This window comes from Streptomyces sp. SS1-1 (assembly GCF_008973465.1).
Lineage (GTDB): Bacteria > Actinomycetota > Actinomycetes > Streptomycetales > Streptomycetaceae > Streptomyces.
On the sequence record NZ_WBXN01000004.1, the window covers coordinates 865,045 to 878,277 of the forward strand.

At 73.4% G+C, this 13,233-nt stretch carries 11 protein-coding genes; 2 read left to right on the plus strand and 9 right to left on the minus strand.

Features of this window, described 5'->3' with window-relative positions; genetic code table 11:
* Positions 1 to 102: 102 nt before the first annotated feature.
* Entirely contained in the window at positions 103 to 1,626 is a 1,524-nt protein-coding gene (gene adh, locus F8R89_RS04970) for an aldehyde dehydrogenase (protein WP_151782813.1), read from the plus strand.
* 95 nt (positions 1,627 to 1,721) lie between these two features.
* On the opposite strand, the gene F8R89_RS04975 is transcribed toward adh, so the two are convergent.
* From F8R89_RS04975 to F8R89_RS04985, 3 genes are all read right to left on the minus strand, one after another.
* Positions 1,722 to 2,069, minus strand: a complete 348-nt coding sequence (locus tag F8R89_RS04975) for an ArsR/SmtB family transcription factor (RefSeq protein WP_151782814.1) — start codon at positions 2,067 to 2,069, stop codon at positions 1,722 to 1,724.
* Between the two features lie 214 nt (positions 2,070 to 2,283).
* Positions 2,284 to 4,017: a SulP family inorganic anion transporter gene (locus F8R89_RS04980; RefSeq protein ID WP_151782815.1), complete on the minus strand. Its 1,734-nt coding sequence runs from the start codon at positions 4,015 to 4,017 to the stop codon at positions 2,284 to 2,286.
* Entirely contained in the window at positions 4,014 to 4,355 is a 342-nt protein-coding gene (locus F8R89_RS04985; protein ID WP_151782816.1) for an ArsR/SmtB family transcription factor, read from the minus strand. The genes F8R89_RS04980 and F8R89_RS04985 overlap by 4 nt, the downstream gene beginning before the upstream one ends.
* Before the next feature lie 208 nt (positions 4,356 to 4,563).
* On the opposite strand from F8R89_RS04985, the gene F8R89_RS04990 reads away from it, so the two are divergent.
* The gene (locus F8R89_RS04990) at positions 4,564 to 5,793 is read left to right on the plus strand and encodes a metallophosphoesterase (RefSeq protein ID WP_151782817.1); all 1,230 of its coding nucleotides are present in this window, start codon (positions 4,564 to 4,566) and stop codon (positions 5,791 to 5,793) included.
* Between the two features lie 9 nt (positions 5,794 to 5,802).
* Here the strand turns inward: F8R89_RS04990 and F8R89_RS04995 are convergent, their stop codons facing one another.
* The 6 genes from F8R89_RS04995 to F8R89_RS05020 form a co-directional block, all read right to left on the minus strand.
* On the minus strand, positions 5,803 to 6,717 hold the full coding sequence (locus tag F8R89_RS04995; protein ID WP_151782818.1) for a carbon-nitrogen hydrolase family protein: 915 nt from the start codon (positions 6,715 to 6,717) through the stop codon (positions 5,803 to 5,805).
* The gene (locus F8R89_RS05000) at positions 6,714 to 7,550 is read right to left on the minus strand and encodes a flavin reductase family protein (RefSeq protein WP_151782819.1); all 837 of its coding nucleotides are present in this window, start codon (positions 7,548 to 7,550) and stop codon (positions 6,714 to 6,716) included. The genes F8R89_RS04995 and F8R89_RS05000 overlap by 4 nt, the downstream gene beginning before the upstream one ends.
* Positions 7,547 to 8,548, minus strand: a complete 1,002-nt coding sequence (locus tag F8R89_RS05005) for a formylglycine-generating enzyme family protein (protein ID WP_225994332.1) — start codon at positions 8,546 to 8,548, stop codon at positions 7,547 to 7,549. Before F8R89_RS05005 ends, F8R89_RS05000 begins: the two co-directional genes overlap by 4 nt.
* Entirely contained in the window at positions 8,545 to 9,213 is a 669-nt protein-coding gene (locus F8R89_RS05010; protein WP_151782820.1) for a GTP cyclohydrolase II, read from the minus strand. Before F8R89_RS05010 ends, F8R89_RS05005 begins: the two co-directional genes overlap by 4 nt.
* Positions 9,210 to 11,093, minus strand: coding sequence for a WD40 repeat domain-containing protein (locus F8R89_RS05015; RefSeq protein WP_151782821.1), 1,884 nt, complete (start codon positions 11,091 to 11,093; stop codon positions 9,210 to 9,212). Before F8R89_RS05015 ends, F8R89_RS05010 begins: the two co-directional genes overlap by 4 nt.
* Positions 11,094 to 11,186: 93 nt before the next feature.
* A complete protein-coding gene (locus tag F8R89_RS05020; protein ID WP_225994333.1) occupies positions 11,187 to 13,163 on the minus strand; it encodes a WD40 repeat domain-containing protein in 1,977 nt (658 codons plus the stop codon).
* Between the last annotated feature and the right edge of the window lie 70 nt (positions 13,164 to 13,233).

Consider the following 13,233-nt stretch of genomic DNA (forward strand, 5'->3'; position numbering starts at 1 on the left):
GGCCGGGGCGGGGCACGCAACCTGGTTGCAACCTCGCCGCTCCTAGCCTCGCGGTGCGAGCTGCCCAACGGCGGGCAGCGGTTCTTCGGGAGGCAGAGCAAGATGACCCGTTACGCGGCGCCCGGCACCGACGGCGCGATCGTCTCCTACCAGGCGCGTTACGACCACTTCATCGGCGGTGAGTACGTGCCGCCGAGCCGGGGGCAGTACTTCGAGAACCCGTCGCCGGTGACCGGTCAGCCGTTCACCGAGATCGCGCGGGGCACGGCGGAGGACGTGGAGCGGGCGCTCGACGCGGCGCACGCGGCCGCTCCGGCGTGGGGGCGTGCCTCGGTCGCCGAGCGGGCCGGGATCCTGCTGAAGATCGCCGATCGTATGGAGGCCAACCTGGAGCGGCTGGCCGTCGCCGAGAGCTGGGAGAACGGCAAGCCGGTGCGGGAGACGCTGGCGGCGGACATCCCGCTGGCCATCGACCACTTCCGCTACTTCGCGGGCACGATCCGGGCGCAGGAGGGCACGCTCGGCGAGGTGGACGACGACACGGTGGCGTACCACTTCCATGAGCCGTTGGGCGTGGTCGCGCAGATCATCCCGTGGAACTTCCCGATCCTGATGGCGACCTGGAAGCTGGCGCCGGCGCTGGCGGCGGGCAACGCGGTGGTGCTCAAGCCGGCCGAGCAGACCCCGGCGTCCATCCACTACTGGCTCAGCCTGGTCGCCGATCTGCTGCCGCCCGGCGTGGTGAACATCGTCAACGGCTTCGGCGTGGAGGCGGGCAAGCCGCTGGCGTCCAGCCCCCGGGTGGCCAAGGTGGCGTTCACCGGCGAGACCACCACGGGCCGGCTGATCATGCAGTACGCGTCGGAGAACATCACGCCGGTGACCCTGGAACTCGGCGGGAAGTCCCCGAACATCTTCTTCGACGACGTCTGGTCGGCCGCCGACGACTTCCGGGACAAAGCACTCGAGGGCTTCACGATGTTCGCCCTCAACCAGGGCGAGGTCTGCACGTGCCCGTCCCGGGCGCTGGTGCAGCGCGGCAGCTACGCGGAGTTCATGGAGGCCGCGGTCGCGCGGACCGAACAGATCAAGACCGGTCACCCGCTGGACACGGACACGATGATCGGCGCGCAGGCGTCCAACGACCAGTTGGAGAAGATCCTTTCCTACCTCGACATCGGCCGGCAGGAGGGGGCGAAGGTCCTCACGGGTGGCGAACGGCTGGAGCACGAGGGCGAGTTGAAGGGCGGCTACTACGTCCAGCCGACCATCTTCGAGGGCGACAACCGCATGCGGATCTTCCAGGAGGAGATCTTCGGTCCGGTCGTGTCGGTGACGTCGTTCGACGACTTCGACGACGCCATCAAGATCGCCAACGACACGCTGTACGGCCTGGGCGCGGGCGTGTGGACCCGGGACGTCAACACCGCGTACCGGGCGGGCCGGGCCATCCAGGCGGGCCGTGTGTGGACGAACTGCTACCACGCGTATCCGGCACATGCCGCTTTCGGCGGGTACAAGGGGTCCGGGATCGGCCGCGAGACGCACAAGATGATGCTGGAGCACTACCAGCAGACGAAGAACCTCCTGGTGTCGTACTCCCCGAAGAAGCTCGGCTTCTTCTAGACACCCGTGATGGGCGCCTGGCCCGGGTTCTCCCGGTCAGGCGCCCTTCGGGCTCGAAGCCCGAGCGATGGAAGAAGCAGATACGGCGCCGGGCGTCAGGACGGCGGGCCCGGCTCCGTGCCCGCCTGGAGGTCTGCCAGGAGTTCGGCCTGACCTGTCAGGACGCCGGAGAGGATCGTCCGGGCGACGCGGAGGAGTTCGGCGACCTGGGGGGTGGCCAGGGAGTAGTAGACGGTGGCGCCCTCCCTGCGGGTCACGACGAGGTTGGCGCGGCGCAGGACCGCCAGTTGCTGGGAGAGGTGCGGGGGTTCGATGCCCACCTCGGGCAGCATCTCGGCCACCGCGTGCTCGCGTTCGCTGAGCAGTTCCAGGACGCGGATGCGGGCCGGGTGCCCGAGCGTCTTGAAGAACTCCGCCTTCAGTTGGTACAGCGGCGTGCTCACCGGGCCGCCTCCTCCCCGCGGCAGCGGCACGGCATCCGGCTGCTCGTCGTATCCATGCTGTCTTCCTCGTCGGCAGAGCCGGCACCGCCGCCGACTCTCCGTGCGGTCCCGGGCGCACCGCTGTCCCGGGGTGACGGCCTTTCGAATTGCCAACATTAGCAATCGGGCAGAAGCGGCCGCAGAGGTGCACGGTCAGGCGCGCGCGGGTGCGCGGTCAGGTGGGCTCCTCGCGAGGCCCCTGGGTCGGGACCGGCTCTCTCCCCGCCCTCCCCGGGGTGAGGATGCCCGTCAGCTCCAGGTGGTCGCGGGCGGCGCGGATCGCCTCCGGGGTGGTGTCGTACGCGCGGCCGTCGGGCTGCAGCAGGTCCAGCGCGCCCACGGAGTCCAGGACCTTCCGCTGGTCGGGGCGTACGCCGGACGCCAGGACGAGGATGCCGCGGCGGGTCAGTTTCTCGACCGCGTCCTTCAGGACGAGGGCGCCGGTCGCGTCCATCGTCGACACCCGCGACATGCGCAGGATGACCACCCGGACGTCGGCGACCTCGGTCAGTTCCAGCAGGAAGCGGTGCGCCGCCGCGAAGAACAGGGGGCCGTCGATGCGGTACGCCACGATGTGCTCGGCGAGCAGTGCGTGTTCCTCGGCGCTGTGGTCGCCCCGGTCCAGCGGGACCTGGTCGAGGCGGGCCTGCCGGGCCACCGCGCGCAGGGCGAGGGCGCCGGCCACGACGAGGCCGATGATCACGGCGTACACGAGGTCCAGGGCCAGCGTGGCGACGGCGGTGAGGACGAGGATCAGCGCGTCGGACCGGGTGGCCCGGGCCATGGCCCGCAGCGAGCCGACCTCGACCATGCGGATCGCGGTGGCCAGCAGCACGCCCGCCAGCGCGGCCAGCGGAATCCTGGAGACGAGGGGTGCCGCGGCGAAGACGATGACGGCCAGGACGGCGGCGTGGGTGAGGGCGGCGAGCCGCGAGGTCGCGCCCGTGCGGACGTTGACGGCGGTGCGGGCGATGGCGCCGGTCGCGGGGACGCCGCCGAACATGGGGGCGGCGATGTTGGCCAGGCCCTGCCCGAACAGTTCCCGGTCGGGGTCGTGCCGCTGCCCGACGGTCATGCCGTCCGCGACGGACGCCGACAGCAGGGACTCCAGCGCGGCGAGGGCGGCGACCGCGACGGCGGGGGCGAGCAGGGAGCCCAGGGCGCTCGGGTCCAGGAAGGCGAGGGTCGGGGCGGGCAGGCCGGACGGGAGGTCGCCGATCGGCTTCGCGGCGTCCAGGTGCGTGAGCTGGGCGACGGCGGTCGCGGCGATCACCGCGACGATGGAGAAGGGGACCGTCGGCCGCCACCGGGCACCGGCGAGCATGAGCGCGGCCACGGCGGCCGCGAGGCCGACGGCGGTCCAGTTCGGGGAGTGGGCGAACTCCTCGACCGCCCGCCAGGTGACCACCAGCACCCGGTCGCCCTCCGGCTCGGGCACGCCGAGGGCGTTGGGGATCTGCTGGAGGCCGATGACGCAGGCGATGCCGAGGGTGAAACCCTCGACCACCGGAGCGGGCACGTACTGCATGTACTTGCCGGCCCGCAGGACGGCCAGCGCGATGAGCATCACGCCGGCCATGAGTCCCACGGTCAGCACGCCGGTCGGCCCGTACGTGCCGACGATCGGGACGAGGACGACGGTCATGGCGCCCGTGGGTCCGGAGACCTGGAGGTTCGACCCGCCGAAGACGGCGGCGAGGGCGCCCGCGACGACGGCGGTGGCCAGGCCGGCCTCCGCGCCCAGGCCGGAGGAGACCCCGAAGCCGAGGGCGAGCGGCAGGGCCACGATCGCGACGGTCAGCCCCGCGAGGAGGTCCCGGCGCGGGTCGCGTCGTACGTCCCCGAGGTCGTCCCGGTCCGGCAGCAGCGAGGCGATCCGGGTCCACACCCGGCGGGCACCGGAGGTCATGGTGCGGCGACCTCCGCGTCCTTCAGCTCGGCCAGCAGTTGGCCCTTCCCGGCGAGCATCTCGGTCAGGATGCGGCGCGCGGCCCTCATGAGGTCGGCGACGTCACCGCCGGCCAGTGCGTAGACGACCGTGGAGCCCTGCCGGGTGGAGGTGACGATGCCGGACCGGCGCAACACCGCGAGCTGCTGCGACAGGCCCGGCGCCTCGACCTCGATCGCGGCCAGCAGGTCCCGCACGGGCATCGGCCCGTCCTGGAGCAGCTCCAGCACCCGGATGCGGACGGGATGACCGAGCATCCGGAAGAACTCGGCCTTGGCCTGGTACAGCGGAACGGACACGGCCCCTCGACTTCCCGCGGACGTGGACGGCACCCAGGGCGAGCGGCGAGGCCGTACGGCAGCGCGTCACCCTGACGTCAGCAAGAAGAGCATGTTGGCAATTGCTTAATTTGGCAACTCTGCATGTCCTGACAAGCCTGCCGCCGATCACCGTCCTCCGGCTCGCCCGATACAGTGCGCGAGACGGCAGCCCGGTGGGAGGGGACGCGTGACCGACACCAGCAACACCCGATCCGCCGGCGGAGAGGCGCCCGCCCCGAAGCCGAGGCGCCTGCTGCACCGCGTGATGCGCTACCTCCCCGCGATCGCCCCCGTCCTGCTCTGGGCGGTGCCGTGCGTCCTGCTCCTGCACACCGGCCAGCACTGGCCGCTGCCCGTCACCCTCACCGGCACCGCCCTCTTCGTGCTCGGTCTCGCCGCCATGCCGGTCGCGATGGTGCGCGGTCACGGGCGACGGCAGCAGGACCGCGCGGCCATCGTCGGGGACACGCTGCTGGGGAGCAGCTGGGTGCTGTTCACCTGGTCGCTCCTGCTGGGCGTGCCCCTGCGGATCGCCCTGATCGTGGCCGGTGCCGGCGACGGGCAGGACCGGGCGCGGATCGTCACCTGGGCCGTCCTCGGCGTCACCGCCGCCCTGCTCGTGTGGGGGTACACCGAGGCCCGGCGTGTGCCCCGCGTGCGGCAGGTCGAGGTGCGGCTCCCCCGGCTCGGCGCCGGGCTGGACGGTCTGCGGGTCGCCCTCCTCACCGACACGCACTACGGTCCCCTCGACCGCGCCCGCTGGTCGGCGCGGGTCTGCGAGACGGTGAACGGCCTCGACGCCGACGTGGTCTGCCACACCGGTGACATCGCGGATGGCACCGCGGCCCGCCGCCGTGCGCAGGCGGCTCCGCTCGGCACCGTGCGGGCCACCCGGGCGAAGGTGTACGTCACCGGGAACCACGAGTACTACAGCGAGGCCCAGGGCTGGGTCGACCTGATGGACGAGCTGGGCTGGGAGCCGCTGCGCAACCGCCATCTGCTGCTGGAACGCGGCGGTGACACCCTCGTGATCGCGGGGGTCGACGACGTCACCGCCGAGTCGTCGGGCCTGGCCGGTCACCGTGCCGACGTGGCGGCGGCCCTGGAGGGCGCCGACCCCGCCCTGCCCGTCCTGCTGCTGGCGCACCAGCCGAAGTTCGTGGACCGGGCGGCGGCCGCCGGTGTCGACCTCCAGCTCTCCGGGCACACGCACGGCGGCCAGATCTGGCCCTTCCACCACCTCGTCCGGCTCGACCAGCCCGCCCTCGCCGGTCTCAGCCGGCACGGCAGCCGCACCCACCTCTACACGAGTCGCGGCACCGGCTTCTGGGGCCCGCCCTTCCGGGTCTTCGCCCCCAGCGAGATCACGCTGCTCGTGCTCCGCTCCCCCGAGCCGGCCTCGGACGCCTCGGCATAGCGTGTGCCGTCAGAGCGGCGCCGGTTCCCGATGCTCCGTCAGCATCCGCAGGTAGGAACGGACTTGGGCGAGCCTGTCCGGGGTCAGGTCCGCGACGACGGTGGTGTCCTGGGACGGGGCCGCCTCGGCGAGGGCGGTGCCGTCGGGGGCGTGGACGGCGCTGGTGCCGTCGCAGGGGCGGTCGGTGGGGCCGCCCACGGGGTTGGCGAAGACCGAGTACACCGTGTTCTCGAGGGCGCGGGCCCTGCAGTAGACGGCGGCCCGGTATTCGGTTCCGGTGGCGAAGGCGGATGAGTAGACGACCGCGTGGGCGCCCGCCAGGGCCGCCGCGCGGGCGTGTTCGGGGAAGGACATGTCGTAGCAGACGCCCAGTCCGAGCTGCCAGCCGTCGACGGTCAGCAGCGTCGGGCAGGCGGTGCCGGGGGTGAACAGGACCGCCTCCACGTCGTGCCAGAGGTGCTGTTTGTCGTAGGCGACGGTGATGTCGCCGGTCGGGGCCACCGACAGCAGGGAGTTGGTGAGCCTGCCGTCGGGGTGGCGGACCGCGGCCCCGATGAGCACCGTGGCGTGCCGGGCCACGGCGGTGCGGGCGAGCGGGGCCAGGCGGTCGTCGTCGACACGTCGGGCGTGATCGGCGCGCAGCACCCCCGCATCGGCGGCCCGGACGTGGTCGGCGTGCGACACCGCCCCACCGGCTGCCGGACCGTCGCCGGCGATGACGCGGGCCAGCCCCTGGAGGTCGTACGCGCACAGGTGCAGTTCGGGGAAGACCACCAGGCGGGCGCCGGCCTCCGCCGCGCGGGCGGTGCGCGCGGCGGCCGTACGGGCGTTGTCCGCGATGGCGAGGGGCCGGGCCGCGTTCTGGACGACGGCCGTGCGCAGGGGGTGGGGCGGGAGCGGGAAGGGGGGCGGTGCGTCGTTCACCGGGCGGCTCCCGGGAGCGTCGCCTCGTCGGGCGTGCGGTGGTGTCCTGCCGGGGACGCCTCCACGGAGACGGCGGCCCTGCCGCGTGTGGCCCGCCCGCGTGCGACGAGGACGTGGTGGGCGGGGAGCAGGGAGCGGTCGGTCTCCGGGGGGAGCGGGATGTCCGTGAGGAGGTCGCCGTGCGAGGACGGGGCGTGCATGCCGAGGGGGATCGGGGGGCCGTCCGGTGGCTGGAGGGTCACCTGCCACATGGGGGCGGTCTCCGTGGCCGGGCCGGTGGCCGCCACGCGGAGGGTGCCGTCGGGGCGCAGCTGCGCGGCGGCGACGACGGCGGTGCGCGGGGCCGGGGCTCCGAGGGTGTGCATGCCGCCGTGCTTGACCAGGGGTCGGGCCGGGTCGTCCGGCAGGTGCGCGGCGACCACCTCGCCGACGTACAGGGTGTGGGCGGGCAGCGGGACCGTCCGGCGCAGACGGCATTCGACGGCCAGGACGCCCCCGGTGACCCAAGGGGTCGCCGTGACCTCGGGAGTGCCGAGGCGGACGAGGTCGCTGCTGGTCTTGTCGACGTCCGTGACGGAGAAGCTGCCCGCGAAGTCGGCGAGCGCGGCCTGGTCCTCGGCGCACAGCGTCAGCGAGAACTCGCCGGCCGCTTCGAGGCGCCGGCGGCTCGCGGTGCGCGGGCCGAGGGCCACGGCGGCGTACAGGGGCTGCTTGTTGACGAAGTACGACCACTCGGCCGACATGACGTTGGTGGTGCCGTCGTGCCCGGTGACGACCAGGCCCACGGTGCTGGTGAGCCGCTTCCACAGGTCGCCGGGGATGTCTCGGGTCATGCGTCGGCCTCTTCCATGGGTGCGCCGGCGCTCAGGGCCAGGCGGAAGCCGACCGGGTAGAGCGGGCCCGGGAAGGGGCCGTGACGGCGTCGGGTGCGGGTGAGGTCGCCGTAGCGGCAGAAGCTTCCGCCGCGGGCGACGCGGTACTCCCCCATCGTCTGGACCAGGTGGTCCGGGACGAACGGGCCGCCGGGGTAGGGGCGGTAGGTGTCGGCGACGTACTCCTCGACGTTGCCGCCCATGTCGAGGGCGCCGAACGGGGAGCGCCCGGCGGGGAACGCGCCGACCGGGGTGGTGGTGTGGACGCCCGTCTCGCGGGTGTTCGCGGCGTCCGGGTCGAAGGTGTCGCCCCACGGGTGGGTGAGCCCCTCCGGGCCCTTCGCCGCGTACTCCCACTCGGCCTCGGTGGGCAGCCGCCACGGCAGCCCCGTGCGGCGGGCGAGCCAGGCGGCGTAGGCGTCGGCGTCCTCGGGCCGGACCCCGGCGACGGGGTGGTTGGCGCGCTCGTAAGGATAGGCGCCCAGGTACCAGGTGGTGGGCCGGGCGGGGTGGCCTGTCTCGTGGAGGAACGTCTGGTACTCGGCATTGGTGACCGGGTGCACCGCGATGCGGTAGTCGGCCAGTTCGACCTGGTGCGCCGGTGTCTCCTTCTCGATCCAGTCGCGCTCCACGCCGACGTGCGCCCACCGGCCGACCGTCGCGGTCAGTTCCTCCTCGGGCAGCCCGATCTCCACGGTCCCGCCGGGCACCGCGCACGTCGGGGGTACGGCGGTCAGGCGGGGGTCGCCGGTCAGGGCGAGGATGCCTCCCGCGGCGAGCCGGTCGGCGAGGGGTGACTCGGGATCCTCGACGACGGCGGCGAGTTCGCTCGGTCCGGCCGCGGCGAGGCGGGCGGCGGCCTCGGGCGTGGGTCGGAAGCGGCGCGGGTCGGCCGGCTCCGCCTGCTCCCGGAAGTGCGGGGAGCCGGCCACGTCCTCCAGTCTCAGATGCGGGCTCATGCGGGGACCTCCGGGTCCGGCCGGTCCAGGAGCAGGTGGTGGCCGCTGCGGGCCTTGGCCTCCAGATAGGCGGTGTTGTCGGGCGTCCGGTGGACCGCCGTGGGCAGGCTCTCGGCGACGTCGACGCCGTGGGCGCGCAACTGGGCCACCTTGTCGGGGTTGTTGGTGAGGAGCCGGACACGGTGCAGGCCGAGGGCGCGCAGCATGGCGGCGGCGGTCCCGTAGTCCCGTTCGTCGGCTCCGCGTCCGAGGAGCCGGTTGGCCTCGAAGGTGTCGGCGCCCTCGTCCTGGAGTACGTAGCCGTCGAGCTTGTTGTAGAGGCCGATGCCACGGCCCTCCTGCCGCAGATAGAGCAGGACGCCGCCGTGCCGGGCGAGCAGGGACAGGGCCTCCTTGAGCTGGGGCCCGCAGTCGCAGCGCGTGGAGCCGAACACGTCGCCGGTGAGGCATTCGCTGTGCAGCCGGACCAGGGGTGCCGCCCGCCCGGACGCGGGCTCCGGTACCGGTTCCGGCTCCGGGAAGACGCACGCCACGTGCTCGCCCTCGTCCGACAGCCCCTGGAATGTGACGAGTTCGGCCGTACGGCCCTGCGCGCGGCCCAGGGTGACGGGAACGCGGGCCCGCACGGTGGCCGTCGGTGTCGCGAGGTGTGCCGGGGGCGTCAACTGGCCACCGCCCAGGCGTCGCGGACGGCCTGCCCGGCGAGAGCGCCGACGTCGAAGCGGCGCCGGACGCTTACCTCGCCGTCGGCGTCGAGCTCCACGATCAGGATCTGCCCGTCCCAGCCCGCGACCGCGACCCGCCGCTCGTCGAGCGCGAGCATGCAGGACACGCCCTGCCGGAACTCCTCGACCAGCCGTCCGGTGCGCAGTCCGGTGCCCTCCTCGTCCGTACGCCACCGGTAGAGGCCGAAGTCGTAGGAGCCGGCGAGCACGACCGGGGAGCGTGGATCGCCCAGCAGGGCCACGCACTTGACGGACTCGTCGGGGCCGAGCAGGGTCGTGCGGCGGACGACCTCCCAGCCCCTGCCGTCGTCGGCGCGTTCCAGCTGCCCGACCTGGACGGTGTGGTCGCGGGAGGCGGTCGCCACGGCCCGTCCGCCGAGGGTGGCGACGGCGTTGACCAGGTTGCCGTGTTCCCACAGCACCGTGCGGTCGTAGAGGCCGCCGAGCGCGACGGTGCGGTCGGTGGCGGCGGACGCGAAGCCGTCACCGAACGGCACGAGCGACTTCACGGAACCGTCGTGCGGCTCGCCACGCCCCGTCTCGGCGAGGGAGGCCGGGTCCAGGCCGATCAGGGCGCCGTTGTAGGTGCCGGCCACGAGCCGGTCGCCGGTGCGGCACAGGGAGGGCACGGGGGCGCCCAACGGGTCCGTGACGGCGAGGAGTTCACCGGCGGCGTTGCAGCGGTGCACGATCCCGGCGTAGGTGCCGGCGTAGAAGTGCTCGCCGTCCGCGGTGAGCGAGAGCACAGGGCTGTCGGACACCGGCATCAGCCGGGCCCGCGGTGCGGCGGTGCCGGGGTCGAAGGCGAGGACGGTGCCGGAGTCGCAGCCGACGAGGAGTTCACCGTCGAGGAGGGCCAACGCGTTGGGGCCGTGGTGGGGCGCGGCCGGTTCGGCGAGCGGGGTCGCCGTGGCGAGGTCGATGAGGTGGGGGCCGTTCCAGAAGCTGCCCACGGCGGCCCGGCCCCGCGAGACGGCGACGGATCGCGGCCACATCCGGGCGTCGCGCACCCGGTGCAGCCGGCGGCCGTCGGCGTCGAACACGTGCAGGCAGCCGTCGTAGGCGCCGACGGCGAAGGAGGAGTCGTCCTCCGCCCAGGCGACGGCACGGGCCGCGGTCCGTGCGACGGTGACGGTGCGGAGCACGGTCAGGTCGGGGGCGAGGAGTTCGACCACGCCGTCGTCGCGGGTGATCGCCAGCGTCGTGCCCTCGTGCGACCAGGCGCAGCCCTCCACGGAGGCGGGCACGCGGCGTTCGGCGGTGCGGCCGGGGTGGTCGGGGTCGGTGACGGCGACCATGCCGTCCTCGCCGACGGTGGCGACCAGGCCGTCACGGCTGACGGAGACCATCATGCAATGGGCCGCGTGCGAGGCGGCCTCGCCGCCGAAGGCCCCGGTGCGGGTGTCCCACAGCGTGGCCCGGCCGTCCTCCGAGACGCAGATCAGCCGGTCCCCGTCGGGCATCCAGGCGACGGCGTTGACGTCGTCGGTGTGCCGGGCGAGGACGGTGAGCAGGTCGGGCTCGCCCGTGCCGGAGACGCCCCGGGGGCCTTCGGGTATGCGCCAGACGGCGACGGTCTTGTCGGCGGACGCGGTGGCGAGGACGTCGGGGCGGACGGGGTTCCAGCGGACGGCGTTGACGAGGCGCCGGTGGTGCAGCCGGGTCAGCGGGCGCGGCCTGCCCGGCGCGCTCACGTCCCACAGCAGCACGGTCCCGTCGTACGAGGAGGTCGCCAGCCGTGCGCCGTCCGGGCGGAAGGCGACGTCGGTGACGGGCGCGGCGTGCCCGTCGGGGCCGGGCCGCAGATCGATGGTGCGCAAGAGGTCGTCCTCCTGAGGTCTCGGTACGTGGGGAACGGATCAGGCGGGTCGGGCGGATGAGGCGGGTCGGGCGGGTCAGGCGGGTCGGGCGGTTCAGGCCGGGGCGCCGACGGCCGCGCGGGTGCCGTCGTGCGCGGGATCGTCGCGCGATGGGCCCGCGTCGACGCCGTCGGGGTGGTCGTGGTGCCGCAGGGTGTACGGGACGGGGCGGCGGGGCAGCCAGTGGTCGCGCAGCTTGCGGAACAGGGGCCGGCCGCGGCGCGGGTTCGGCCGGGGGTCCAGGCGGTACAGGGACAGCAGCCCGGTGCGGCAGCCCACCAGCAGATGGGGCGTGTCGTCCGCGTCCCGGACCATGGCGAGCGCCTTGGGGTAGTCGGGCAGGTCCTCCAGCAGACCGGTGAACGTCACGCTCGCGTGGTCGTAGGCCGCCAGCTGCATGCCGTACGACGAGGCGACGACGAGTCCGTCGCCGACGACGGCGTTCTCGACGGTGTTGGACAGCAGCCTGGACCAGCGGGCGGCGACGCCCACGCCGACCTCGATCTCCTTGAGGCCGCCGTCCCCGACGACGTACAGCCGGCCGTCCTGCACCCAGGCCCGCTTGGGGTATTCGCCCTGGTCGAAGCGCCAGCGCACGCTCGCGTCACCGGAGTCGAGGACGGCGATGACGCCGTTGCGGGTGATGAGGACGCGGTCGCCGTCGGGGAGGTAGGCGGTCGCCCAGACCGGCAGGCCGTCCACGTCCAGGGCGGTGAGCCGGGTGCCGTCGGCGGTGTCGAGTTCGACGGCCCCTCCGTTGGTCGCGACCAGGGCCCGGGTGCCGTCCGGGGAGACCGCGACCGTGTGGAGGAGGTCGGGCAGCCGCAGATGCCAGCGGACGGTGCCGTCGCGGTCGGCGCGGAAGACGACCTGGTCGCGGGTGACGCCGACGCAGCCGCCGGCGAGCGGGGCCACGCGCCGGGTGAAGCCCCAGCCGGTGGTGTGCTCGGCCTCGACCCGGATCATGGGCCCGGCGGCGGAGTCCTCCACGCGGGCGACGGTCACCCCGGAGTCGGTGGCGCAGTACAGGGTGCGGGCGTCCTCGCGGGACGGCTGGACGTCCCACACCGCCTGCCGCCGGTGCCCGGTGTCGCGCACGAAGTCCCCGGCGGCGTCCAGTTCGACGATCGTGCCGTCCTGGCAGAGGACGTACACCTGGCCGGCATGACCGACCGTCAGATCGCTGAGCTGGTGCGGGAATCCGGTCACCGTGCGCTCGACGCGCAGGGCACGCCGGGTGTTGTCGAAGATGTGCAGCTCGCCGTCGAAGCCGCCCGCGTAGGCGCGGGTCTGGTCGGGCGAGAACGCGACGAACTCCACGTCGTCGCGGGCGAACAGCAGCTCGGCCTCCTTCTCCCCCGTGGGGCTCACCACGACGACCCCGTTGGCGACGTCGGCGTTGTCGCCCTCACCGAAGTCCTGGGTGGCCCAGAACCGGTCGTGCCGGGCGTCGTAGCGGACGCGGTGGATGTTGCCGTCGTCCAGTTTCACCAGCTCGGGAAAGGCGCCGTCGTCGAAGGAGCCGAACCGCAGGTTCCCGTGCTTGTCCGACACGGCGTGCCGGGTGGGATGTTCGGTGCAGGCCCATTCCATGGGGCTGTCGCCGCAGATGTTCGGCCGGATCTCCAGCACCTCGAAGGTGTGCAGGTCCAGGACGAGCATCTGCCGGTGGTAGCCGCTGGTGACGAAGACACGGTCGCGCCAGACGCCGATGCCGCGGGAGCTGCAGGGGGACGGCTCCTCCCGCGGCAGCAACGCCGACCGGTCGCACACCGTCGCCGGGTCGAGCCGGTCGACCAGGTCGAGGGTGTCCAGCGACCACCGGAACACCGCGCCCATCCTGTCCTTGCCGATCACCCAGCCGTCCGCGGCGGTCAGCCCGTACAGCGGCCGGCCCTCGCGGACGAAGGGCGACGAGGCCACGAGCCGCAGGTTCTCGTCGAGCAGATGAACACGGCCGTACGTGTCGGACGCGAGGAGTCCCGCGCCGTCGACGTACAGGATTCTGACGATGCGGTCCGTCGGGTTCACGATGCCTTTCCCGGCCTTTCTCGGAACGGAATTCCGGTGTTCCCGGAATTCCGTCGGTTCGCGGATCGCG